The following is a 24,014-nucleotide window of genomic DNA, read 5'->3' on the forward strand; positions in this document are numbered from 1 at the left end:
ACGGCGCCTTAGGTGAATCGGTTGTTTTTTAAGTTCGGCCTAGACCGGTTCGGTCGCTGCCATCCTCGGCGATCATCATTTGACCCAGCGGTGTGCGATCGAAGCCATCATCGGCAATACGGTCTGCCTGCGGTGTCAGATCAAATCCATCTTCGGCAAATTGCTCGCCAAGTGGCGTCCGTTCAAAGCCATTTTCCGAGACAGTGCGATCGGGCGCGGCACGGTCCAACACGGTACTGATGCTGTGTGCTTCGCCCAGCAAAGGTTGCGGATGAGTTGGCGGAACGGCCAGAGCAGTTGTCGTGACGCTGGCCATAACCAGACTTGCCAATAATGTTTTCATGTTCATGTCCTCGATAGAGTGGGCACGGGACTCATGCTACTAACGAGAGTTGGAGCGGCAAACGCGCATGCATCGATAGTGCAAATCGACGATCGTGATAACGCGCTGGCAGAGAAATAACTGTCAGTTGGAATATATACGAGCTTGTCCTGATTCTGTCCGAACCGTGTTACATGCGCTTATAGAAAAGAAGTAACAGCTCATGGATAACGAGCTTTCCAGTCCGCTAGAGGGAAGACAACGGAAGCCGACGGTGGTCGTAGACGAGTGCCGGCAACAGCACCGCGGCGGGAAATAGCGTCTTGAGGAGCAGCCTTCGCGGCATTCAGCCTGCCTTTGGTGTCATGGGCCATGCCCAATGGAGGTTATGGGCTGGCGCGATACAGAACTGTAGCAGTAGATATCTTTCGAGGCAGCTCCCGGAGCGCCTGTTCGTCGGTCGGTTGCAATAGCATCGACACCAGCCGCGGGGCAGCTTAGCCGCCGCTGCTGCGTGTCGATCGGACTTCAGCGCTGACGTCGCCCGAGCAGTGCAAAGACAGCGATCGCACCCATTGCTACGGCAGCCGTAGTCGCCACCGGATGCTGCGAGGCGCGCGTATAAAGGCTGCGTGTCAGCACCATGCCGGGATAATTGCCGGAGGCCTTGCCATCGCCGGCCCGACCAACGTCGCGGTCATGCAATGCGCCGTCGCGGTGGCGGTCCTGGCGGCCGCTCTGGATGGCATTGTAGACAAAGGTTCGGTTGACCCAGTCGGCCAGGCGCGGGGCGTTCTGCGCCAGGCGCGACAGCAGCTTGGCGTTGCCGATGTAGACGTCGCGCTGCGGATGCTCGGCCGCGTGGAGGATCGCCTGTGCCACCACTTCCGGCGCGTAGACCGGCGGCGGAAACACTGGCGCGCTGGGCAAGTAATTCTTCGAATGGTCCATGAACATGGTGTCGGTGGAGGACGGCCGCACCAGGGTCACCGATATCGGTGTGTCGGATTTCTGCAGCTCGACCCGCAGTACATCGGTCATCGCCTTGATCGCATGCTTGCTGGCGCTGTAGCTGGCGTGGAAGGGCAGCGCATTGGCCGACTCCACGCTGCCGATGTTGATCAGCGCGCCGCCCTTGTTGCGCAGATGTTTCACCGCAATCGAAGAGCCGTAATGGGTGCCCCAGAAATTGGTTTGCATGACTTGGTAGTGATCCTCGTCGCTGACCTCGTCGAAGCGGCCCCAGACGGAGTTACCGGCATTGTTGATCCAGGTATCGAAACCGCCGAAACGCTCGACGGCCTGGCTGGCGACCCGTTCGAGCTGCTCGCGCTCACCGACGTCGGCCATCACATGCAGGACCCGGTCGCCCGCATTCAGGTCGCGCTCAACATCTGCCAAGGCCAGTTCGTTGCGTGCCACCAGCACCACGCGGGCGCCTTTTTCGACGGCCAGGCGAGCAGTGGCCAGGCCAATGCCGCTCGAAGCACCGGTGATGACAATGACTTGTTCATGCAGGGGTTTCAGGGAAGTTCGCATCGGATCTCCTGTTGCCACCGGCCACGCCGGCAATGATGGGTTGGCTCGGTAGAAGCCACAGGCCCGCTTGCGGTTCCAGAGAGGCGATGGATGGCTGCGACAGAGCCTTACGGACGCCCGACTTCTCGGAAATAGTTTGAAATAATTGCTGGAACTCTTTGATGGCAGATTGCTCTTAGTACTTGCGTTTGGAGGTTCTTCCTGCGGATGTGGTTAGGAGGCGCTGCTCGATCAATCGATGCGGCGGGCGTACTTGGATGTCGAGCAAGGTGCATGAATGAAACGCTTTGTCGTACTGGATAGTTTTCGCGGTATCTGTGCGGTTGCGGTTGTGTTGTTTCATACCCAGATCTTGTTGAGTTTTTCCGAACTCAGCTTTTTCCGGCACGCCGACCTCTTCGTTGAGTTCTTTTTCGTGCTTAGCGGCTTCGTCATGTTTCACGCCTATGGCACTCGCGAATTCGGCCCGCAGGTCCTGAGGCGTTTCGTCATCAGCCGGACCTTTCGGCTGTATCCGCTGCATCTGGTGATGCTGTTGGTGTTCATCGGCCTGGAGTTCGGCAAGCTGTGGGCGGAGCACCATGGATTTTCTTTCAACGATGCCGCGTTCACCGGCAAGACGGCGCCGAGCGAGATCCTGCCCAACGCGTTGTTGCTGCAGTCGTGGATAGGCGGCTTCAATAGCTTGTCTTTCAACACACCAGCCTGGAGCATCAGCATCGAGTACTACCTGTACATGCTGTTGGCGCTGGTGTTGTTGCTTGTGCCGCGCTATTGCGGGCGGCTCCTCGCGCTGGCGACGCTGATCTCCTTCGTGGCGCTGTACGTCGATCTCGACGTGATCAAGCCGTTCATCTGGCGCGGCGCGTCTTGCTTTTTCGCCGGTGCGCTGACCTATCGGCTGTATCAGGCGCTCGAACCGGCGCTCGATCGGATCGACGACAGGCTGTTCTTCAGCGTTCTGGAGGTGCTGTGTCTGTTGCTGGTCTATCGCACCTTGACGCACCCGACCCCGCATCAAGGCATCATCGCTAGCCTGCTGTTCTGTGTGGTGGTGCTGGTTTTCGCTGGCGAACGCGGTGCGGTTTCGTGGCTGTTGCAGCGACGGGGCTTTGCCCGGTTGGGTGAACTGTCCTTCTCTATTTACCTGACGCACGCTGCGGTGATCTTCGCCTTCACCAGCGCCGCGGTGGTGATGTCCAAGCTCACGGGCAGCGAATACACCATGATTCTTCAGCAGCCTGGCAGCGAGCAGATCATGCGCTACATCAGCACCGGCAGTGTGCTCGTGGATGACCTGCTGACCTTGCTCGAACTGGGTATGGTGTTGGCGGTGTCGAGCCTGACGTATCACTACGTCGAGCTGAAGGGCATCGAGATGGGGCGTCGAGTGGCGAGGAACGAGCCGCTGGGGTTATCGCAGGTCTGAGACGGGCACAGCGGGAGGAACGGTGCCGGCTATCAGCTCAGGTGCTTCGTGTGGTTGCTCGATGGGCTGAAGTTCCAACTCCATGGGTGGCGGTTCGCCAGGTGCAGCCTCGGGGCTGGCCGGCCGGGCCGCTGGATAGCTCTGCTGCAGCGGCGGCTGCGGTTGGCCATCGATGCTCCATTCGAGGGTCGCATCGACACGGCTATCGGCGGACAGGCCGAGACGATTGTTGAGCGGGCATTGAGCGGCAGGACCACTGACCAGTGCGCCAGACTGCCTACTGCGGCTGGTCCCGGCTTTGCCGCTGGTCCGGACCTCCAGGCTATAGCTCAGGTTGTGCGCCTGCGGGCTGCTGAAGCAGAGCCGCAGCGCCAGCCGATCGTTGCCTTCGGGAGTCAGTTCGAGGCGAGCCGCGACCGGCAGGGCACCGGACGCCAGCAATAGGCTTGCCAGGGTCACGGCGCTCAACATGAGGGTGGCTCCGCTCGTTTGGCGCTGCGAAGTGGAGTGCTAGATGGCTATTGCTGGCTGACGGTAGCCAGGTTGCCGGTACCGGTTTGTTGAATGATAGCCGTCATGTTTGCCGCAGCCTGGTTGATGTAGGCCGCGTTGGCATCGCCCGTTTGGGTAATCCGTGCCTCGCTGTACTGGGCAAGCTGACGGATGTCGGCCAGGTTGCCATCGCCTGTCTGGGCCACGCTGGCCTGGTTGCCTTCGAACCCCTGGACCAGTTCGACGCTGTTGTCATCGCCGATCGAATAACCCTGGAAGCTATGGCCGCGACCGCTTTGCTCAACGGTCAGCAAGTTATCGTCACCGGCCTGATTGAACGTGACCTCACCAAACAAGGCGTTCTGCGTGACATGCGCAGTGTTCAGATTGCCATTCTGGGCCAGCTGGATATTGCCGGCATCGCCTTGGTCGACCGTGGCCAGGTTTTCGTCGCCGACCTGGTACACCGCAAGACGCGTACCGTGGTAGATGCCGTTCTGCGTCAGGGTTACCGTGTTGTCATTACCGATCTGATACGCCTCGGCCTGTGCAAACCCTTGTTGCGTGGCGGAAATGGAGTTGCCTTCGCCGATGCTGCTGATGTTCAGATCATTGGCGTACCAGGTCTGCAGCACGTCGGCGCTGTTGCCGTTGCCCTGCTGATAGACGCTTGCAGTGGCGAAGTAACTGTCGGGCGATTGATAGATGGAGGCATCGTTGTTGCCGCCAACCTGCACGATGTTGCCCCGGTTCGATTCAGCGGCTTGGGCCTGATAGATCGAGCCCGTGTTGCTGGTGCCGTTCTGCCTGACCAGCGCTTCGTTCAGCATGCCGGTCTGGTCGATGGTGGCGGTATTGTCGTTGCCGGTCTGATCGACCTCGGCGGTGTTATCGGCGTGAGCGCCGATGGCCGTAGCCAGCAGAGCGGTAAACGCGATGGTGTGCAGTCTGCGCATGACAATTTCCTTTTGTTGTTTTAGCGGTGCTGAACGATCTGGACGCGCTGGCCGCTTCCGTATTGGATGACGCTGCTGCTCATGCCGCTGCCGAGCTGCTCGATGCTGGCGTTGTTATTGGCGCCTACCTGGGCGATAGCCGCCACGTTGTCGCTGCCGATCTGGGTGATATCGGCCAGATTGCCCTGGCCGATCTGAAGAATGGTGGCGAGCTGGTTTTCGCCCTGCTGGAGAATGAAGGCCTGCTGATCGCTGCCCTGCTGAATGATGCTGGCCAGCTGGTTCTCGCCGATCTGGCTGAGGTCGGCCAGGTTGTCGCTGCCTTGCTGCAGCACCTGCGCAGTTTGGCCGGCGGGTAGCTGTGTGGTGAGGCCCGCCGTGTCACCGAGGCTGAACGAGCTGTCGGCGAGGTCGGCATTGTCCAGCAGATCGGCGGCCTGGAGCGGAACGTTGACGATCAGTAGAAGGGTGGCGAACAAGCCGCGGCGAAACAGCGCTAGACAATCCATGCAGGCACCTCGGAATAGTGCTCGGATTCTTGATTGGCAACGCTGCGATGAACATCCATCGAATGATGCAAAACACACCTTTGCTGATAAATGGAACGGCTTAATCCTGTCGCATGGTTAAAGCTCATCGCGATCCATATCGAAGGTGTCCTGGAGGAGGTTCTGCAGCTTGCTGCGGCTGATTTCATCGAGAATAAGCCGTGCGGCTTCGTCAGCGATTGCCTCGATTTCCGCTACGTTGGGTTGCAGGAACCGGCGGTACACGGTGCGCTGGCCGTATTCCACCCAGACCAGGCTGCCCCAGCGTGCCGAGGGCCGCTCGCGGACCACCAGATCGGCATCGAGGTCGCTAGCGTCCTGCAACTGGAAGCTCAGGTAGCGGTGGAAGTCGTGGCCGAAGCGGGTGATGGTGTTGTCAATGATCAGCCCGCTCAGTTCCGCTTCGTCCTGTGCCTGCTCCGTCTGCTCCTGCGCCTGCAACGGACTGACCAGAAGTAGCAGGAGCAGGCCAAGCGTCAGGCGTGACATGGCTCGGACCAGTCCAGCCGGCCGCGCAGCAGGAACGCCGCCTCGGCGCGGTTGGAGGCGCCGATCTTGCGCAGCAGGTTATGGATGTGGCTCTTGATGGTATGCGGGCTCAGGCACAGCTGTTCGGCGATCTCGGCGTTGGACAGGCCTTTGCCGGCCAGGCTGAGAATCTCGCGCTCGCGCAGGGTCAGTGACGGCTTGCTGCCGGCGAGCTGGCGCATGCGGCGCCACTGGCTGAGCAGCCGCTCAGTCAGTACTCGCGGCAGCCAATCGCCGCCATCGAGCAACACCTGGATGCCGTCGAGCAGATGCTCGCGGGTCGCATGGCTGTAGAACACGCCGCGAATGCCGGGGTGCTTGTCCACCAACCGCTCGGCTTGCTCTGGAGCGATATTGACCAGCGCTACGGGCGTTTGCTCGTCGAGCCGATCGAGAAGCGTGGAAAGTTGTTCGGTCTGGCTGTTGCCGGCGTCGACCAGATAGAGATCGGCGGCGTCCCTGGAGGCTTCGTCGAGCCGGGTCAGGCATACGTCCAGTTGGGCCTGTTCACCGAGGAAGTGTCTGAAGAACAATCCCAAGAGTTCATTGCCGGTGAGCAGGGTCACAGTAGGGTGGTTACGTTCCCGGTGGGTAAGATCCGCTTCGTCCATGTTCGATCCTTGGTCTGGGTACCGTTATGTCGCGTAGAAAAGTTACTAAACGACCGGCGCTAAATGACTAAGTTCAGCGTTCAGGTAGCGATTGAGAGGGCATCTGCGCTGGGACGGCGATAAGCCGACGGACGGTTAGGTCAGCGTCCGGGTGGACTGAATGGGCTAAGGTGAGTCAATCACCCATTGGATGGAGCCGGCATGAGCCCGTCTCGCGAACTCACGTTGCGCGCGTTGACCACCGGCTTGCTGCTGGGCGCTGTGCTGACGCCTTCGAATATTTATTCCGGGTTGAAGATCGGCTGGTCTTTCAATATGTCGATCATTGCGCTGCTGGTCGGGTTCGCTTTCTGGCAAAGCCTGGCCAGGTTCTTTCGCCGACCAGCCTGGTCGCTGCACGAAAGCAATATCAACCAGACTGCCGCCTCGTCCGCTGCCTCGATCATCTCCAGTGGGTTGGTGGCACCGATTCCCGCCTATACGCTGATCACCGGACAGCAACTGGACACCCTGCCGCTGATGGCCTGGGTGTTTTCGGTGAGCTTTCTCGGCGTCTGGGTTGCCTGGTATCTGCGCCCGTCGCTGATCGTCGAGGCGCAGCTACGCTTTCCCGAGGGCATGGCCACGCTGGCAACCATGCAGCAGATCTACAGCCACGGCGCGGAAGCGACCCGGCGACTGCTGGTGCTTGGAGCGGCGGCGTTGCTGGCGGCGGCGAGCAAGCTGATCGACAGCCTGCTCTGGGCGCTGCCGCGTTGGGCGCCGAGTGCCCAGCTGGAGCGGCTCACGTTCAGTCTCGAGCCGTCGCTGTTGCTGGTCGGGTTCGGCGGGATCATCGGCCTGCGCGTCGGTCTGTCGCTGTTGCTCGGCGCGGTACTCGCATGGGGACTGCTGGCGCCCTGGCTGGTTGCCGATAGTTTGGTGACGATACCGGCGGATGCCAGCGGACCGCAATTCGCGCTGCTGATCGAATGGTTGCTCTGGCCGGGGGTAAGCCTGATGGTCTGCGCCACGCTGACCTCGCTCGGATTGCGCGTCCTGCGTGCACGCCGGGACGACTCGACGCGCCGCCTGCAGCTGCGTCGACCGGCCACTTTACCGGCGCTCGGTCTGGCCTTGGCAGCAGTCTTGGTGATTGCCCTGCAAGTCATGCTGTTCGGTATCCATCCGCTGATGGCGGCGTTGTCGATTCCGTTGGCATTGCTGCTGGCGATGGTGGCGGCGCGGGTCGTCGGTGCCACCGGCATCCCGCCGATCGGCGCCATCGGTCAGCTGTCGCAACTGAGTTTCGGCGTGATCGCTCCCGGCCAGGTGGCGATCAACCTGATGAGCGCCAATACCGCCGGCGGTGCGGCGGGGCAATGCACCGATCTGCTCAATGACTTCAAGGTCGGGCACGCCATCGGTGCCGCGCCATCTCGGCAGGTGGTCGCGCAGTGCCTGGGCATTCTGGTAGGCAGCATGGTTGGGGTGCTGGTCTATCAACTGCTGATTCCAGACCCGCAGACGATGCTGATTACTGCCGAATGGCCGGCGCCGGCAGTGGCCACCTGGAAGGCGGTAGCCGAGGCACTGACGGCGGGTCTGGATTCGATCAGCAGCGATATCCGCTGGGCCATGTTCGCGGGGGCGCTGAGTGGCGTATTGCTGGGTGCATTCGAGGGTCTGCTGCCGGCGCATCGGCTGCGCTGGTTGCCGAGTTCCGCGGCGCTCGGTCTGGCTTTCATTATCCCGGCCTCGATCTCGCTGATGATGACCTTCGGCGCGCTGCTGGCCTGGCTGTTCTCTGCGCGTTGGGGCAGCCTCGCGGAGCGCTTCGTCATTGTCGCCGCCGCCGGGCTGGTGGCGGGCGAGAGCTTGGCCGGGATCGGCATTTCCCTCTGGCAGCTGCTGCGCTGAAGCTCCGCCATGAATTTCTCATACCCCCTCCGGTCGTAACCTTGAATGCGTTGACCACGAGGAACGAATGACAGACGACACTGAAGTAGGCGATACCAAAGGCGTCGCGCGCCGGACCATGGTCAGGGTCAGCGTGCTCGCGGCGGTGGTGTTGCTGGGGCTGGTCGGCTGGCTGGCGTTCGATTTCCTCCTGCTGCTATTCGCAGCGATCCTTTTCGGTGTGCTGATTCATGGCGTCAGCCGTTGGCTCAGCGAGAAGACGCAGCTGTCGCGCAATGTTTCGATGGCGCTGTTCTTCGTGGCTTTGCTGACGGCGTCCGGCCTGTTCGGTTGGCTGGTCGCACCGAGCATTTCCGATCAGGTCGATGCGCTGTCCCAATCTTTGCCGGAGGCGGTAGATCGCCTGCGTGAACGCGCCGACGACTCGGAATGGATCGGGCGGCTGCTGGAATATCAGGACAACGTCGAAGAGACCATCACTCAGGGCGGCGGTGCCTTCAGCGTTATCACCAAGGTCATGACGTCGCTGGCCGGAGCCCTGACCAGTTTCGTCGTCGCCTTTGTCATCGGCGTCTGCCTGGCGCTAAACCCTCGCGTTTACATTAATGGATTTATCAGGCTGGTCCCGCTCGGCTATCGCAATCGCACCCGCACGGTGCTGAACCAGAGCGGCTCGACGCTGCAATCCTGGCTGATCGCCAAGCTTTTCGAGATGCTGCTGATCGGTGTGTTGACCACGCTGGGGCTGTGGCTGCTGGATATCGAACTGGCGCTGGTGCTGGGGCTGATGGCCGGGCTGCTGTCGTTCATCCCCAATATTGGGCCGGTGCTGTCGGTGGTTCCCGCCGTGCTGCTGGCGTCGCTGGAAGGCACCCGCACCATGCTCTATGTGGTGGGTCTCTACGCCATCGTGCAGGCCTTGGAGAGCTACGTATTCACGCCTTGGATGCAGCAGCGCATCGTCTCGGTACCGCCGGCGCTCACCATCAGTATGCAATTGCTGTTTGGGCTGCTCGCCGGCACGCTCGGATTATTGCTGGCCACGCCGTTGGTGGCGGTAGGCATGGTTCTGGTGCGCATGCTCTATGTCGAGGATCTTCTTGGCGATCGCCCCGAAGAGGACGAACGGTCACGACTGGCATATGGCGACGAACGGTAATCCCTCGCCGGTGCTGTTTTTGGCGCTTCGCGGCGTCCAGGAGAGAATTTGTAACGCGCCTGATGCAACCCCTGCGCCTGCCTGATGCCGGAATGAAGGTAACCCTTGGAAAATAGGAGAGCACACATGCAAACGAAAAAATTAGCTGCCTTGACTCTGGCCAGTCTGATGTCCGCGGGCGTTTTCGCGGCAGGTACTACCGATATGGACAGCGACACCAGCGGCGAAACCATGAACGAGTCGATGGATGGCAAAACCACCGATGATACCAACCGTTCGGGCATGACCACCGGCGCCGGTACTACTACTGACTCTGGCGCTGAAGCAGGCCCAGGCACCGGTACTGGCACAGGTGTCGGCAATACCACTGGCACCGGTAACAGCTCGACTGGCGCGGGTGCTGGCGGTACGGGTGCGGGCGGCTCCGGCGGTGCGGGCAACTGATGCGGTCACGGCCTGCGAAGCCTCGGCCGACGCTGGTTGGGGCTTTTTTACTTTAAAAGCAGCGTTAGCCTCTGGTGTACCGCTGAAAGCCGTTGTTGCGCGAGGCTGCCAAGCTGTTACCCACTCTTGGAGTGAGCCATGAATCTGCGTCTTCTGATATTCGTTGCAGCTTTCGCGGCCGCTTCCGCTGCGCTGGCGACTGGTACCGGGCCGACGTTGCCGGAAAAAACTCGCGAGCATCCGCTGGATAATCGCGAGCCCCGACAGGACGTCATCGATCAGCAGAATGATACCCAACCCCGGCCACCCACGCTGGATGCACCGCCCGAGGTGCCGCCGGTCGAACCGGTCGAGCGTCCTTCGCAGCAGGAACTGCCCGAGCGCCGCGGTACCGACGCCAGCGGTAATCACGCTCCGGCGAGCTGAACGTCCGACTAACCGGCAGTAACGAAAAAGGGAGGCCGAAGCCTCCCTTTTTCATCCTGTGTCAGCTTTAAAACAGCACGCGGCTGCGGATGGTGCCGTTGACGTGCTGGAGCTTTTCCAAGGCCAGATCGGAGTATTCGGCATCGACGTCGATCACCACGTAACCGACCTTCTCATTGGTTTGCAGGAACTGGCCGGCAATGTTGATGCCGTTCTCGGCGAACACGCGGTTGATCTCGCTCATCACACCGGGGATGTTCTGGTGGATGTGCAGCAGGCGGTGCTTGCCGGGATGCGATGGCAGCGCCACTTCCGGGAAGTTGACCGAAGATACTGAGGTGCCGTTGTCACTGTACTTGACCAGCTTCTCCGCTACTTCCAGACCGATATTGGCCTGGGCTTCGGCAGTGGAACCACCGATGTGCGGCGTGAGGATCACGCGGTCCAGGCCACGCAGCGGGCTTTCGAACTCTTCGTCGTTGGACTTGGGCTCGACCGGGAACACGTCGATGGCGGCGCCGATCAGGTGCTCGTCCTTGATCGCAGCGGCCAGGTGATCCAGCTCGACCACGGTGCCGCGCGCGGCGTTGATCAGGATGCCGCCCTTCTTCATTGCGCGGATTTCCTTCTCGCCGATCATCCACTGGGTGGACGGTAGCTCCGGAACATGCAGCGAGACGATATCGCACATGCCCAGCAGCTCGTATAGCGAGCCGATCTGGGTGGCGTTGCCCAGCGGCAACTTGGTCACCACATCATAGAAAAACACCTGCATGCCCAGTGCTTCGGCCAGAACCGAAAGCTGGGTGCCGATGGAACCGTAACCAATGATGCCAAGCTTCTTGCCGCGTATCTCGAAGGAGTTGGCCGCCGACTTGATCCAGCCGCCGCGTTGGCAGGAAGCGTTCTTTTCGGGGATACCGCGCAGTAGCAGAATGGCTTCGGCCAGCACCAGCTCGGCTACCGAGCGAGTGTTGGAGTAGGGGGCGTTGAACACCGCGATGCCGCGCTCGCGGGCGGCATTGAGGTCGACCTGGTTGGTTCCGATGCAGAAGCAGCCGACGGCGATCAGCTTCTTAGCGCAGTCGAAAACCTCTTCGGTGAGCTGGGTGCGCGAGCGGATCCCGATGAAATGGGCGTCAGCGATCTTCTCCTTCAACGCCTCCTCGGTCAGCGCAGTCTTGAGGTACTCGATGTTGGAGTAGCCTGCGGCTTTGAGAGTGTCGACAGCGTTCTGGTGTACGCCTTCGAGGAGAAGGAACTTGATCTTGCTCTTGTCGAGAGAGGTCTGGCTCATCTGCGTTAAAACCTTAAGGCCGAAGGATAGGACTGAAGTGTCCAGCGAAGGCTGGCCGAACCGGGTGAAAGCGGTGTCGGGAAGTCTGCCGAGGCACGTTGAAAGGGGGGCGTATGCTAGCATACGAGCCCCTCGAAGCACCCCCATCCCTGAGCTGAAGCGTATTCAGGGTGACTATGAATCGTATGAGAGTTCCCGTCATGACCGACCCCGCCTTGATCGATGAGCTGAAGACCCTGGTCGAGCCCGGCAAAGTGCTCACCGATGCCAGTTCCCTGGAAACCTATGGCAAGGACTGGACCAAGCATTTCGCCCCTGCACCTTCAGCCATCGTGTTCCCTAAGAACGTCGAGCAGGTACAGGCAATCGTTCGTTGGGCCAACGAGCGCAAGGTTGCGCTGGTCCCGTCGGGCGGGCGCACCGGCTTGTCTGCCGCCGCGGTGGCGGCTGATGGCGAGGTCGTCGTGTCCTTCGACTACATGAACCAGATTCTCGATTTCAACGGGATGGACCGCACGGTGGTTTGCCAGCCCGGTGTGGTCACCGCGCAGCTGCAGCAGTTCGCCGAGGACAAGGGTCTGTACTACCCGGTGGATTTCGCCTCTGCCGGTTCCAGCCAGATCGGCGGCAACATCGGCACCAACGCTGGCGGCATCAAGGTGATTCGCTACGGCATGACCCGCAACTGGGTGGCCGGGCTGAAGGTGGTCACCGGCAAGGGCGATCTGCTAGAGCTGAACAAGGATCTGATCAAGAACGCCACCGGCTACGATTTGCGCCAGCTATTCATCGGTGCCGAGGGCACGCTGGGCTTCGTCGTCGAGGCGACCATGCGCCTGGAGCGCCAGCCGACCAACCTCACCGCGATGGTGCTGGGTACGCCGGACTTCGACTCGATCATGCCGGTGCTGCATGCCTTCCAGGACAAGCTGGACCTGACTGCGTTCGAGTTTTTCTCCGACAAGTGTCTGGACAAGCTCCTCGGTCGTGGCGACATTCCGGCGCCCTTCGAGACTCGCACGCCGTTCTATGCGCTGCTCGAGTTCGAGGCGACCACCGAAGAGCGTGCCGAGCAGGCTCTGGCGACCTTCGAACATTGCGTCAACGAAGGTTGGGTGATCGACGGCGTGATGAGCCAGAGCGAGCAGCAATTGCAGAACCTCTGGAAGCTGCGCGAGTACATTTCCGAGACCATCTCGCACTGGACGCCTTACAAGAACGACATCTCGGTCACCGTTTCCAAAGTGCCGGCCTTCCTCGCCGACATCGACGCCATCGTCACCAACAACTACCCGGATTTCGAGGTGCTCTGGTACGGCCACATCGGTGATGGCAACCTGCACCTGAACATCCTCAAGCCCGAAGCGCTGTCCAAGGACGAGTTCTTCGACAAGTGCGCTTCGGTCAACAAATGGGTGTTCGAGACGGTAGAAAAATACAATGGTTCGATTTCCGCCGAACATGGCGTCGGCATGACCAAGTGCGACTATCTGGAATACAGCCGGTCGCCCGCGGAAATTGCGTATATGAAGGCGATCAAAGCAGCGTTCGACCCCAACGGGATCATGAATCCGGGCAAGATTTTTGCCTAAAGCCGAGCATTTGGCCTTCTGCAGCTTGCAGCGCCCTTTTAAGGATTTCGCAATGAACTACAAACACCAGTACACCGACGGCACGCCAATTCATTACCCGTTGGGCAAGGTGGTCTGCATCGGTCGCAATTATGCCGAGCACGCCAAGGAACTGAACAACCCGGTACCGACTGAGCCGCTGCTGTTCATCAAGGCCGGTAGCTGCACGGTACCGCTGGCGGGCGGTTTTACTATCCCGACCGACCGTGGCGCGGTGCATTACGAGGCGGAGATTGCCGTGTTGATCGGCAAGCCGTTGTCGCGCAAGCCGAACGACGAGGAAGCCCGTGATGCGATCTCCGGCTTCGCCCCGGCACTGGATCTGACCCTGCGCGACGTGCAGGCCAAGCTCAAGGAAAAGGGCCATCCCTGGGAGACCGCCAAGAGCTTCGATGGCGCCTGCGTGCTGGCGCCCTTCGTACCGGGTGATGTGGTACAGGACCTGACCGATATCGGCATTCGCCTGACTATCAACGGTGAAGTTCGCCAGGATGGCAACAGTAGCCAGATGCTCAATACCATCCTGCCGCTGCTGCAGCACATTGCCGGACACTTCAGTCTGCAGCCGGGCGATGTAGTGCTGACCGGTACGCCGGCCGGTGTCGGTCCGCTGAAGCAGGGCGATCAGCTGGTGCTGGAGTTGGTCGGGCTGTCGCGCTTCGAGAGCCGCGTGCTCTGATTCACCTGGGCCGGGTGCGCTCTGGCGCATCCGGCCGCTGTTTCTCGTTTCTTCTTCGCTACTGTCATGCTGTAATCCGGCCCCGCCCTGGGTTTGATCTCCATGCCAGCCATCGCTACTCGCACTTCTCGCCTGCGTCTGTTTCTCTACGTATTGCTGTTGTTTGCCGTTTCTGCGGTGACTGTGGCCGGCGCGCTGCTGCATTGGGACGACCAGCTCAAGTTGTATTGGCAGGAGCAGTCAGTCGACGCTGAGCAACGCATAGAAAGCATCTGGTTGCCTGATTACCAATTGTCATTACAGACGACGTTGGTTGGTCTGGAGGAGGATGAAACTTCCGGTCTGACCTGGAATCCGCTCACCGGTACGCTGTTCACCGTCACCGGACAAAACCCACAGCTCATCGAATTCACGCCCGGTGGGGTCGTGTTGCGGCGGGTGAAGCTGACCGGCTTTTCCGATCCTGAAGCGGTCGAGGCGCTGAGTGACGGGCAACTGGCTATCGTCGACGAGCGCCGCCGACTGGTCGCGGTCTTTCGCCTGGAGCCTGGTGTGCAGAGCCTCGATCTCGACGATATGGCCCGTTACGATCTGGGATTCGCCGGGGAAGGCAATAAAGGTTTCGAGGGGCTAGCCTGGAATCCGAGAACACAGCGGATGCTGCTGGCCAAGGAACGCGACCCGCAGGGACTGTTCGAGCTGCCATTCCCCGAAGACGGCAGCGCCGGAACACTCGAGGCACTCCCCAGCCAGCCCCTGCTGGTGCGCGATATTTCCTCGGTGGCCATCGATTCGCGCACCGGCCATACCCTGATGCTTTCCGATGAGTCCCGATTGCTGGTCGAACTCGACCTGCAGGGCCGTCCACGCAGTTTCATCAGCCTGTTTGGCGGCCTCAACGGCCTGGTACAGGGAATCGATCAGGCCGAAGGCGTGGCAATGGACAGTCAGGGCAACATCTACGTTGTTGGCGAGCCGAATCGGTTTTATGTGTTCAAGCGGACAAGGCGGTAAGGGCGCTGGGTGCTTCCAGTCAGCGCTTGATCGTCTGCACGCCGTCCTTGGTGCCCAGCAGCAAGACGTCAGCCGGACGCGCAGCGAACAGGCCGTTGGTGACGACGCCGACGATGTTGTTGATCTGCGCTTCGACATCAGGCGCGAAGCCGATCATCAAATTATGTACGTCGAGGATGACGTTACCGTTGTCGGTCACCACACCTTCACGATAGACCGGATCGCTACCCAACTTGACCAGTTCTCGCGCGACATGGCTGCGAGCCATGGGAATGACTTCGACCGGTAGCGGGAAGGCACCGAGCCGGTCGACCAGCTTGCTGCCGTCGGCGATGCAGATGAAGGTCTTGGCCACCGCGGCGACGATCTTTTCGCGGGTCAGGGCCGCGCCGCCGCCCTTGATCAGTTCCAGGTGGCTGTTGGCTTCGTCGGCGCCATCAACGTAGAACTCCAGCTCGGATACAGAATTTAGGTCATAGACCGGGATACCGTGCCCTTTCAGGCGCTCGGCCGTGGCATCGGAACTCGCCACTGCGCCATCGAAGACGCCCTTGTGCCTGGCCAGCAGATCGATGAAAAAGTTGGCGGTGGAGCCGGTGCCAACGCCGACGATGCTGCGGTCGGTGAGCTGCGGGACGATGAGGTCGACGGCGGCCTGGGCGACGGCCTGCTTGAGTTGGTCCTGGGTCATGGCGTAAGGGTCCGGGCGAAGTGGAATCGAAAGTGGGAAATTATAACGGGGCCTCACCGGTGGGTCTTGCCCGGCGAGACTGTAACGGTGAATTGCGCGCCGATTGCCGGTGGTCGCAGGGTTTTTCGCAGAGTAGACTCGTTGGCCCCGCAATGCCCGCCAAGATAGCCACGATGCTCGAACAATACGTCAAGAAGATCCTCACCTCGCGCGTCTATGACGTTGCGGTAGAAACCCCGTTGCAGCCCGCCCGCCAGCTCTCCGAGCGGCTCGGCAATCAGATTCTGCTCAAGCGCGAGGATCTGCAGCCGGTGTTTTCGTTCAAGATTCGCGGCGCCTATAACAAGCTGGCGCAGCTGTCCCCCGAGGAGCTGGCGCGTGGCGTGGTGACTGCATCGGCCGGCAACCATGCCCAGGGCTTGGCACTGGCCGCGCGCGAACTGGGTATCAAGGCGACCATCGTCATGCCGCGCACCACGCCGGAACTTAAAGTGCAGGGCGTGCGCGCCCGTGGCGGCAAGGTGGTGCTGCACGGCGACGCCTTCCCTGACGCGTTGGCGCATTCGCTGAAGCTGGTCGAGGAAAAGGGTTACGTCTACATCCACCCCTATGACGATCCGCATGTGATTGCCGGACAAGGCACCGTGGCGATGGAAATCATGCGTCAACATCAGGGCCGACTGGATGCGGTGTTCGTGCCCGTGGGCGGCGGTGGGTTGATCGCAGGCGTCGCGGCGTACATTAAATATCTACGGCCCGAGACGAAGGTTATCGGCGTCGAGCCGGACGATTCCAACTGCCTGCAGCAAGCCATGGCCGCGGGAGAGCGAGTGGTGCTGTCTCAGGTCGGACTGTTCGCCGATGGCGTGGCGGTGGCGCAGATCGGCCAGCACTGCTTCGATATCTGCAAGGATTACGTCGATGAAGTGATCACCGTCAGTACCGACGAAATCTGCGCGGCGATCAAAGACATCTACGACGACACCCGCTCGATCACCGAACCGGCCGGTGCGCTGGCCGTAGCCGGTATCAAGAAATACGTCGAGCGTGACGGCATCGAAAATCAGGTGCTGGTCGGCATCGACTCGGGTGCCAACGTCAATTTCGACCGCCTGCGTCATGTCGCCGAGCGTGCCGAGCTTGGCGAAAAGCGCGAGGCGATCATCGCCGTAACCATCCCCGAGCAGCCAGGGAGTTTCAAGGCGTTCTGCGAGGCTATCGGAAAGCGTCAGATTACCGAGTTCAATTACCGCTACCACCAGAATCGCGAAGCGCATATCTTCGTCGGCGTGCAGACCCACCCGGAAAACGATCCGCGCGCGGCGCTGGTGGAAGGGCTGCTGGCCAAAGGTTTCCCGGTGCTCGACCTCACCGACAATGAACTGGCCAAGCTGCATACCCGTCACATGGTCGGCGGGCACGCTTCCGGCGTGAGCGACGAAGTAGTGTTCCGCTTCGAATTCCCGGAACGTCCCGGCGCGCTGTTCAACTTTCTCAACAATCTGGGCGGGCGCTGGAATATCTCGATGTTCCATTACCGTAACCATGGCGCGGCCGATGGTCGTGTGGTCGCTGGGCTGCAGGTACCGGCCGAAGAGCGCCACCTGCTACCGGCGGCGCTGGACAAGATCGGCTATCGCTACTGGGACGAGACGGATAATCCGGCCTATCAACTGTTTCTCGGCTGACCAGCCGTACCGCGAGGATCAATGGAACACTATCAGCTGCTGAACATTGTCCATGCCGCATTGGCGATTCTGCTCACGCTCGGGCTGATCGCCCACATCATCATGCTGTGGAAGGCTTGGCGCCGGGGCGATGCCGCTGTGATGCAGCAGAAGCTGCGCCGCACTCGGTTGATGTCGCTGCCGCTGCTCGCGGTGTTGGCGCTGTTGCTGCCTGTCACCGGCTGGTGGCTGGCGCATCTGGCGGCCTTTCCGCTCGGCCAGCTGTGGCTGCTGGCGAGCTCGGTGCTATTCCTGATCCTGGTACCGCTTGGATTATTGCTCGGCGGGCGCCTGCGCGCCTGGCAGGGCTTGGGTGAGAGGCCGGCCCCGGCCAGCCTGCCGCGCTTTGCGCTGATCTATGCCGGGCTGATCCTGCTGATTCTGATCGCTATCATGGGGCTGATGGGCGCCAAGCCGGTTTAACCGTCCTCTGACGTAACGCCCACGCCCTGGTATCAGCGCAGACTGATGATCGCCCACCCGCGTTGCTGGGCGATCTCGCGTAGGGTCGGGTCGGGGTCTACCGCCACCGGATGGCTGACGCGCTCGAGCAAGGGAAGGTCGTTGCGCGAGTCACTATAGAAATAGCTATCGTCCAGGCTTTGCTCGCTCTCTTTCAGCCAGCGCTCGATGCGCGTGACCTTGCCTTCTTGGAAACAGGGGATATCGGTGAGGCGGCCGGTATAGCGGCCGTCGAGCATTTCACATTCGGTGGCCAGCAGCGTATCGACGCCCAGGCGCTTAGCAATCGGCCCGGTGATAAAGCGGTTGGTGGCGGTGATGATCACCACACGATCGCCGGCCTCATGATGCTGACGCACCAGCGCTTCGCCCTTGGCCAGCACGATGGGTTCGATGTGGTCACGCATGAATTCGGCATGCCATTGCTGCAGCTGCGCCATTTCGCTGCGGCCCAACAGCTCCTGGCAGAAGTTCTGATACTCCAGCACGTCCAGCTCGCCGGTCAGGTAGTCCTGGTAGAAGGCATCGTTGCGCGCCTTGTACGCGACGGCGTCGACCAGTCCGCGCTGGCAGAGAAATTCGCCCCAGGCGTGATCGCTGTCACCAGCCAACAGGGTATTGTCGAGATCGAATAGAGCCAGGCGCACGCTGCTTCCTCGGAACGGATGTGTGAGCGCAAAGCATAGCGGGATTGCTCCGCGCATGGCAGCTGGAAGGCGTCGCCCAAGGCCGCGAGCCTCTCGATCACTGGCCGTTCAGTGTGCTTTCTGCTTCGCGTCTTTTTGTGGAACAATGCCGCGACATGCGTTTGCGAGGTTGTATGCCGTGATCGACTCCGATGGTTTTCGCCCCAATGTCGGCATCATCCTGACCAATGATGCCGGACAGGTGCTTTGGGCCCGACGGATTAATCAGGACGCCTGGCAATTCCCGCAAGGCGGGATCAATCCACGCGAGACGCCGGAAGAGGCGCTTTACCGCGAGCTCAACGAAGAGGTCGGTCTCGAACAGCAGGACGTGAAGATTCTCGCCTGTACCCGTGGCTGGTTGCGCTATCGTCTGCCGCAACGCCTGGTGCGCACCCATAGTCAGCCACTGTGCATCGGGCAGAAGCAGAAGTGGTTTCTCCTGCGTCTGACCAGCGCGGAGGATCGGGTGCGCATGGATCTCACGGGTAAGCCCGAGTTCGATGGCTGGCGCTGGGTCAGTTACTGGTACCCGCTGGGGCAGGTAGTCACCTTCAAGCGCGAGGTTTACCGTCGCGCCTTAAAAGAACTCGCCCCGCGCCTCCTGGCGCGGGATTGACGGGAGAAAGCCCCTGAGCATGCTCGGCACGCTGCGCAAGATCGTCCAGGAAGTGAATGCCGCCAAGGACCTCAAGGCGGCCTTGGGCATTATCGTGCTGAGAGTTCGGGAGGCCATGGGCAGCCAGGTCTGTTCGGTCTACCTGCTCGATCCCGAATCCGGTCGATTCGTCCTGATGGCCACCGAGGGCTTGAACAAGAAAGCCATCGGCAAGGTCAGCATGGCCCCCAACGAAGGCCTGGTCGGTCTGGTCGGTACCCGCGAGGAACCGCTCAACCTCGAGCACGCCTCCGAGCATCCGCGCTATCGCTACTTCGCCGAAACCGGAGAGGAACGCTACGCCTCCTTCCTCGGCGCGCCGATCATCCACCACCGACGGGTAATGGGCGTGCTGGTCATCCAGCAGAAAGAGCAGCGCCTGTTCGACGAGGGTGAAGAAGCCTTCCTCGTTACCATGAGTGCGCAGCTCGCCGGCGTCATCGCGCATGCCGAGGCGACCGGGTCGATCCGCGGTCTCGGCCGGCAGGGTAAGGGCATCCAGGAAACTCGCTTCATTGGTATTCCCGGCGCGCCCGGTGCGGCGGTCGGGACGGCTTTGGTGGTGCTGCCACCTGCCGATCTCGATGTGGTGCCGGATAAGACGGTCAGCGATATTGCCGCCGAGCTGATGCTGTTCGAGACCGCTCTGGAGGCCGTGCGTGCCGATATGCGCGCGCTGTCCGAGAAGCTCGCCACGCAAATGCGCAAGGAAGAGCGCGCGCTGTTCGATGTCTACCTGATGATGCTCGACGACTCCGCGCTCGGCGGCGAAGTGTCCAAGGTCATCCGCACCGGGCAATGGGCGCAAGGCGCGTTGCGCCAAGTTGTCGGCGATCATGTGGCCCGTTTCGAGATGATGGATGATGCCTATCTGCGCGAGCGCGCCTCAGACGTCAAGGACATCGGCCGACGCCTGCTCGGTTACCTGCAGCAGGCCCGCCAGCAGACCTTGACCTACCCGGACAAGACCATTCTGGTGAGCGAGGAGTTGTCCCCGGCGATGCTCGGCGAAGTGCCGGAAGGCAAGCTGGTGGGCATGGTCTCGGTGCTTGGTTCGAGCAACTCGCACGTGGCGATCCTCGCCCGGGCCATGGGCATCCCGACGGTAATGGGGGCGGTTGACCTGCCGTATTCCAAAGTCGATGGCATCGAGCTGATCATCGACGGCACGCGCGGCGAGATCATCACCAACCCGGCGAAGGTGTTGCGCGAGCAGTACCTGTTCCTTGCCGAGCAGGAACGGCAACTCTCCGAAGGGTTGGATGTTCTACGCGAGCTGCCGTGCGAAACAACCGACGGCGTGCGTATTCCGCTGTGGGTTAACACCGGCCTGCTCGCCGATGTGGTGAGAGCCCAGGAGCGCGGCGCCGAAGGCGTCGGCCTGTACCGCACCGAAGTGCCTTTTATGATCAAGGAGCGCTTCCCCAGCGAAAAGGAGCAGATGGCGATCTATCGAGAGCAGCTCCAGGCCTTCCATCCCTTGCCGGTGACCATGCGCAGCCTCGATATCGGCGGCGACAAGAGCCTGCCGTACTTTCCGATCAAGGAAGAGAATCCCTTCCTCGGCTGGCGTGGTATCCGCGTCACGCTGGATCATCCGGAGATCTTCCTGCTGCAGGCACGCGCCATGCTCAAGGCCAGCGCCGGCCTGAATAACCTGCGCATTTTGCTTCCAATGATCTCCGGCACGCGCGAGCTAGAAGAAGCGCTCCACCTCATTCACCGTGCTTGGGGTGAGGTTCGTGACGAGGGCACCGATGTCGAAATGCCGCCCGTTGGCGTGATGATCGAGGTGCCAGCGGCGGTCTATCTGACCCGTGAACTGGCGCGTCAGGTGGATTTCATTTCGGTGGGCTCCAACGACCTGACCCAATATCTGCTGGCGGTCGATCGCAACAATCCGCGTGTCGCCGATCTGTACGACTACCTGCACCCGGCAGTACTCGAGGCGTTGCAGCGAGTCGTGCGCGAAGCGCACGAGGAAGGCAAGCCGGTGAGTATTTGCGGCGAGATGGCCGGAGACCCGGGCGCGGCCATCCTGCTGTTGGCGATGGGTTTCGACAGCCTGTCGATGAACGCCACAAACCTGCCAAAGGTGAAATGGATGCTGCGTCAGATCAGCTCGACCACGGCGCGCGAGTTGTTGGCCAAGATAATGGTCATGGACAGCCCGCAGGTGATTCACGCCACCGTACAGCTGGCCCTGCGCAATCTTGGCCTGGATCGCATGGTCAATCCGTCGGCGGCAATCTAGCCCAGAGCGGACTTCTCGCCTTGGGCGAACGGCAGGCGGATATTGACCTCTCCCAGCGGGCCGTCCGGCCCGAAGCAGCGCTCGGTGATGCTCGTTGAGCCATCCGCACGGCGGAGCAGCACGGTGCTGGCTCGGGTGCCGTAGTCGGGGCTGGCAATGAACACGCTCGACAGCAATTTTTCCACTTCATGCGAGACGCCAGTACTGGGCAGCTCTGCGTCGGCGGCCGGTTGCGGGTCGCTCAACAGCTGCAACAGGTTTGCTGCTTCCGGTGCGTCCAGGCATTCATGCAGCGCTGCCCGCGTTCGCAGGAGTTTTGGCCATGGTGTGTTCAGCGCCGCGTTAGACAGCCCGTAAACGCCAGGCGAAAGCTGTTCCGGTACGCCGGTGTGCGAGTTGAGGTACCACAGTTCGTGTGCATCGCCGACCAGCAGATTGAACCCCGAATAGTGTTCAAGATGGCCCGTCAGCTCGGTCAGATAAACCTCTGGAGGCAGCTGATCACGCAGGAAGCGCTCCGGCAATTCGCCGCGTGAAAGCGATCCGGTCGGTGCGCCGGGGTCACGGATATTGGTCAGCGCGGCGAAGCGACCCTCAGGCCCCACTCCCAGCCAAGTGCCGCCGGCCTGCAGGTCTCGTCCCGCAATGATCTGCGGCGCATCCTCCCAAGGACCCAGCGGCAAGCTGGGGCGGGCATGGAACTCGTCGCGGTTGGCGGCGACTATGAGCGGTAGCGCATGAGTCGGGCGCCAGGCGAATACGATCAGGCACATAGGTTTGCTCAGCTGGAAGCTCGAAGAGAGAAGCTTGAAGCCAAGCAGCCGACTCGGCAACCTCTTCCAGCTTCCAGCTTCCAGCTTCCAGCTTCCAGCTTCCAGCTTCCAGCTTCCAGCTTTTCAGCTACCATGCCGCTTTTGTTGTTCAGGATGGTCCGATGGAGTTCGCGCTTTATCTGCTTCTTGGCGGATTCGCTGGAGTGCTGGCCGGACTGTTCGGTGTTGGCGGTGGAATGATCATCGTCCCGGTACTGGTATTCAGCTTCACCGCGCAGGGTTTCGACCCGCTGGTGCTGACCCATCTGGCTGTCGGCACGTCACTGGCGACTATCGTCTTTACCTCGCTCAATTCGATCAAGGCTCACCATCGCAGAGGTGCGGTGCAATGGCCCGTGGTGCTTTGGATGACCGTCGGCATCGTGCTTGGTGCCGCGCTGGGTAGCCTTACTGCGGCCGCGATCCATGGGCCGGTGCTGCAGAAAATTATCGGTGTGTTCGCCATTGCCATGTCGATCCAGATGGCTTTCTCACTGCAGCCCAAGGCCAGCCGCGGCGTGCCCGGCAAGCCTGGGCTCACCTTGGCAGGCGTGGTGGTCGGCTGGGCTTCTGCGCTCTTCGGCATTGGCGGTGGCTCACTGACGGTGCCCTTTCTCAGCTGGCGCAGCGTGCCCATTCAGCAAGCGATTGCGACGTCCGCGGCCTGTGGTCTGCCTATAGCCATTGCCGGCGCGTTGAGTTTCGCCTGGGTCGGCTGGCAGGATGCGCATTTGCCGGAATGGAGTCTGGGCTACGTTTATTTGCCGGCGCTGGTCGGCATCGCCGTCACCAGCATGTTCTTTGCTCGTATCGGTGCCAATCTGGCGCATCGCCTGCCAGCGCTGTTGCTCAGGCGCCTGTTCGCGCTGTTGCTGCTGGGCGTTGGAATCAACTTCTTGATCTGAGGAAAACCTGGATGCTGCCTTACCCGCAGATTGACCCTGTGGCCGTCTCGCTAGGCCCGCTGCAAATTCACTGGTACGGCCTGATGTATCTGATCGGGATCGGTGGCGCCTGGCTGCTCGCCTCACGCAGGTTGCACCGCTTCGACCCGAGCTGGGACAAGGACAAACTCTCCGATCTGGTGTTCTGGGTGGCGATGGGCGTGATTGTCGGCGGACGGCTGGGCTACGTGCTGTTCTACGATCTGGCCTCCTACCTCAACGACCCAAGCCTGATTTTGCAAGTGTGGAAAGGCGGAATGTCCTTTCATGGCGGCCTGATCGGCGTGCTGCTGTGCACGTGGATTTTCGCCCGGCGCAACGGTAAACGTTTCTTCGAGCTAATGGATTTCATTGCGCCCTTCGTGCCCATCGGCCTGGGCGCTGGCCGCATCGGCAATTTCATCAATGCCGAGTTGTGGGGCAAGGCCACCGACGTGCCTTGGGCCATGGTCTTTCCCACCGATCCGCAGCAGCTGGCGCGGCATCCTTCGCAGCTCTATCAGTTCGCGCTGGAAGGCGTGGCGTTGTTCGTCATTCTCTGGATCTACTCACGCAAGCCGCGGCCGACCATGGCGGTATCCGGGCTGTTCGCTGTCTGCTACGGCATCTTCCGTTTCATTGTCGAATTCGTGCGGGTGCCCGATGCCCAGCTTGGTTACCTCGCCTTCGGCTGGCTGACGATGGGGCAGATACTCTGCGTACCCATGGTGCTGATCGGCCTCGGCATGATGGCCTGGGGCTACCGTCGTGCCCCGGCCAAGGCTTCGGCCTGAGTCGATTCCGTCCGGCTTGTCGCTTCCAGCGAG

At 61.1% G+C, this 24,014-nt stretch carries 25 protein-coding genes; 14 read left to right on the plus strand and 11 right to left on the minus strand.

The window, feature by feature from the left end; translation table 11 throughout:
* Positions 1-28: 28 nt before the first annotated feature.
* Together NAV33_RS10680 and NAV33_RS10685 are read right to left on the minus strand one after the other, a co-directional pair.
* Positions 29-349 (minus strand): hypothetical protein, encoded by a 321-nt coding sequence (locus tag NAV33_RS10680; RefSeq protein WP_255979755.1) that lies wholly within the window; start codon positions 347-349, stop codon positions 29-31.
* A 501-nt stretch (positions 350-850) separates the two neighbouring features.
* The gene (locus tag NAV33_RS10685) at positions 851-1,861 is read right to left on the minus strand and encodes an SDR family oxidoreductase (RefSeq protein WP_255979757.1); all 1,011 of its coding nucleotides are present in this window, start codon (positions 1,859-1,861) and stop codon (positions 851-853) included.
* Positions 1,862-2,138: 277 nt separating this feature from the next.
* On the opposite strand from NAV33_RS10685, the gene NAV33_RS10690 reads away from it, so the two are divergent.
* Positions 2,139-3,290 carry an acyltransferase family protein gene (locus tag NAV33_RS10690; RefSeq protein WP_255979759.1) on the plus strand — a complete coding sequence of 384 codons (1,152 nt, stop codon included), beginning with the start codon at positions 2,139-2,141 and terminating at the stop codon, positions 3,288-3,290.
* On the opposite strand, the gene csgH is transcribed toward NAV33_RS10690, so the two are convergent.
* The 5 genes from csgH to NAV33_RS10715 all read right to left on the minus strand — a co-directional run bounded on the left by csgH (position 3,276) and on the right by NAV33_RS10715 (position 6,347).
* Positions 3,276-3,761 (minus strand): curli-like amyloid fiber formation chaperone CsgH, encoded by a 486-nt coding sequence (gene csgH, locus NAV33_RS10695; protein WP_255979761.1) that lies wholly within the window; start codon positions 3,759-3,761, stop codon positions 3,276-3,278. The two genes, NAV33_RS10690 and csgH, sit on opposite strands and share 15 nt — an antisense overlap.
* A gap of 47 nt (positions 3,762-3,808) precedes the next feature.
* On the minus strand, positions 3,809-4,738 hold the full coding sequence (locus tag NAV33_RS10700; protein ID WP_255979762.1) for a hypothetical protein: 930 nt from the start codon (positions 4,736-4,738) through the stop codon (positions 3,809-3,811).
* 20 nt (positions 4,739-4,758) lie between these two features.
* Positions 4,759-5,247, minus strand: a complete 489-nt coding sequence (locus tag NAV33_RS10705) for a curli production assembly protein CsgB (protein WP_255979764.1) — start codon at positions 5,245-5,247, stop codon at positions 4,759-4,761.
* Between the two features lie 117 nt (positions 5,248-5,364).
* On the minus strand, positions 5,365-5,775 hold the full coding sequence (locus tag NAV33_RS10710) for a CsgE family curli-type amyloid fiber assembly protein (protein WP_255979766.1): 411 nt from the start codon (positions 5,773-5,775) through the stop codon (positions 5,365-5,367).
* The gene (locus tag NAV33_RS10715) at positions 5,763-6,347 is read right to left on the minus strand and encodes a helix-turn-helix transcriptional regulator (RefSeq protein WP_255980229.1); all 585 of its coding nucleotides are present in this window, start codon (positions 6,345-6,347) and stop codon (positions 5,763-5,765) included. The genes NAV33_RS10710 and NAV33_RS10715 overlap by 13 nt, the downstream gene beginning before the upstream one ends.
* Positions 6,348-6,626: 279 nt before the next feature.
* Here NAV33_RS10715 and NAV33_RS10720 point away from each other — a divergent pair, with 279 nt between their 5' ends.
* The 4 genes from NAV33_RS10720 to NAV33_RS10735 all read left to right on the plus strand — a co-directional run bounded on the left by NAV33_RS10720 (position 6,627) and on the right by NAV33_RS10735 (position 10,353).
* Positions 6,627-8,324, plus strand: a complete 1,698-nt coding sequence (locus NAV33_RS10720; protein WP_255979768.1) for an OPT family oligopeptide transporter — start codon at positions 6,627-6,629, stop codon at positions 8,322-8,324.
* Between the two features lie 67 nt (positions 8,325-8,391).
* A complete protein-coding gene (locus NAV33_RS10725) occupies positions 8,392-9,483 on the plus strand; it encodes an AI-2E family transporter (protein WP_255979770.1) in 1,092 nt (363 codons plus the stop codon).
* Between the two features lie 126 nt (positions 9,484-9,609).
* Positions 9,610-9,927: a hypothetical protein gene (locus NAV33_RS10730; RefSeq protein ID WP_255979772.1), complete on the plus strand. Its 318-nt coding sequence runs from the start codon at positions 9,610-9,612 to the stop codon at positions 9,925-9,927.
* Between the two features lie 138 nt (positions 9,928-10,065).
* Positions 10,066-10,353, plus strand: coding sequence for a hypothetical protein (locus NAV33_RS10735; protein WP_255979774.1), 288 nt, complete (start codon positions 10,066-10,068; stop codon positions 10,351-10,353).
* Positions 10,354-10,420: 67 nt separating this feature from the next.
* Here the strand turns inward: NAV33_RS10735 and serA are convergent, their stop codons facing one another.
* Positions 10,421-11,650: a phosphoglycerate dehydrogenase gene (gene serA / locus NAV33_RS10740; protein ID WP_255979776.1), complete on the minus strand. Its 1,230-nt coding sequence runs from the start codon at positions 11,648-11,650 to the stop codon at positions 10,421-10,423.
* Between the two features lie 200 nt (positions 11,651-11,850).
* Here serA and NAV33_RS10745 point away from each other — a divergent pair, with 200 nt between their 5' ends.
* The 3 genes from NAV33_RS10745 to NAV33_RS10755 all read left to right on the plus strand — a co-directional run bounded on the left by NAV33_RS10745 (position 11,851) and on the right by NAV33_RS10755 (position 14,974).
* Positions 11,851-13,242: an FAD-binding oxidoreductase gene (locus NAV33_RS10745; RefSeq protein WP_255979778.1), complete on the plus strand. Its 1,392-nt coding sequence runs from the start codon at positions 11,851-11,853 to the stop codon at positions 13,240-13,242.
* Between the two features lie 52 nt (positions 13,243-13,294).
* Positions 13,295-13,960 carry a fumarylacetoacetate hydrolase family protein gene (locus NAV33_RS10750; RefSeq protein WP_255979780.1) on the plus strand — a complete coding sequence of 222 codons (666 nt, stop codon included), beginning with the start codon at positions 13,295-13,297 and terminating at the stop codon, positions 13,958-13,960.
* A gap of 111 nt (positions 13,961-14,071) precedes the next feature.
* Positions 14,072-14,974: an SdiA-regulated domain-containing protein gene (locus tag NAV33_RS10755; RefSeq protein ID WP_255980232.1), complete on the plus strand. Its 903-nt coding sequence runs from the start codon at positions 14,072-14,074 to the stop codon at positions 14,972-14,974.
* A 19-nt stretch (positions 14,975-14,993) separates the two neighbouring features.
* On the opposite strand, the gene rpiA is transcribed toward NAV33_RS10755, so the two are convergent.
* Positions 14,994-15,665, minus strand: a complete 672-nt coding sequence (gene rpiA / locus NAV33_RS10760; RefSeq protein ID WP_255979781.1) for a ribose-5-phosphate isomerase RpiA — start codon at positions 15,663-15,665, stop codon at positions 14,994-14,996.
* Positions 15,666-15,817: 152 nt separating this feature from the next.
* On the opposite strand from rpiA, the gene ilvA reads away from it, so the two are divergent.
* Both ilvA and NAV33_RS10770 read left to right on the plus strand, forming a co-directional pair.
* Positions 15,818-17,353, plus strand: coding sequence for a threonine ammonia-lyase, biosynthetic (gene ilvA, locus NAV33_RS10765; RefSeq protein ID WP_255979783.1), 1,536 nt, complete (start codon positions 15,818-15,820; stop codon positions 17,351-17,353).
* A gap of 21 nt (positions 17,354-17,374) precedes the next feature.
* Positions 17,375-17,815 (plus strand): DUF2269 family protein, encoded by a 441-nt coding sequence (locus NAV33_RS10770; protein WP_255979785.1) that lies wholly within the window; start codon positions 17,375-17,377, stop codon positions 17,813-17,815.
* A gap of 32 nt (positions 17,816-17,847) precedes the next feature.
* On the opposite strand, the gene NAV33_RS10775 is transcribed toward NAV33_RS10770, so the two are convergent.
* The gene (locus NAV33_RS10775) at positions 17,848-18,501 is read right to left on the minus strand and encodes an HAD family hydrolase (protein WP_255979787.1); all 654 of its coding nucleotides are present in this window, start codon (positions 18,499-18,501) and stop codon (positions 17,848-17,850) included.
* Positions 18,502-18,679: 178 nt separating this feature from the next.
* On the opposite strand from NAV33_RS10775, the gene NAV33_RS10780 reads away from it, so the two are divergent.
* Positions 18,680-19,159 (plus strand): RNA pyrophosphohydrolase, encoded by a 480-nt coding sequence (locus tag NAV33_RS10780; protein ID WP_255979789.1) that lies wholly within the window; start codon positions 18,680-18,682, stop codon positions 19,157-19,159.
* Between the two features lie 19 nt (positions 19,160-19,178).
* Positions 19,179-21,452: a phosphoenolpyruvate--protein phosphotransferase gene (gene ptsP / locus NAV33_RS10785; protein ID WP_255979791.1), complete on the plus strand. Its 2,274-nt coding sequence runs from the start codon at positions 19,179-19,181 to the stop codon at positions 21,450-21,452.
* Here the strand turns inward: ptsP and NAV33_RS10790 are convergent.
* On the minus strand, positions 21,449-22,225 hold the full coding sequence (locus tag NAV33_RS10790; RefSeq protein WP_255979792.1) for an NRDE family protein: 777 nt from the start codon (positions 22,223-22,225) through the stop codon (positions 21,449-21,451). The two genes, ptsP and NAV33_RS10790, sit on opposite strands and share 4 nt — an antisense overlap.
* Before the next feature lie 161 nt (positions 22,226-22,386).
* Here NAV33_RS10790 and NAV33_RS10795 point away from each other — a divergent pair, with 161 nt between their 5' ends.
* Both NAV33_RS10795 and lgt read left to right on the plus strand, forming a co-directional pair.
* Positions 22,387-23,169 (plus strand): sulfite exporter TauE/SafE family protein, encoded by a 783-nt coding sequence (locus NAV33_RS10795; protein ID WP_255979794.1) that lies wholly within the window; start codon positions 22,387-22,389, stop codon positions 23,167-23,169.
* An 11-nt stretch (positions 23,170-23,180) separates the two neighbouring features.
* Positions 23,181-23,981, plus strand: coding sequence for a prolipoprotein diacylglyceryl transferase (gene lgt, locus NAV33_RS10800; protein WP_255979796.1), 801 nt, complete (start codon positions 23,181-23,183; stop codon positions 23,979-23,981).
* Positions 23,982-24,014: the final 33 nt, after the last annotated feature.

Origin of the sequence: Stutzerimonas stutzeri, from assembly GCF_024448715.1 — a bacterium.
Lineage (GTDB): Bacteria > Pseudomonadota > Gammaproteobacteria > Pseudomonadales > Pseudomonadaceae > Stutzerimonas > Stutzerimonas stutzeri_AR.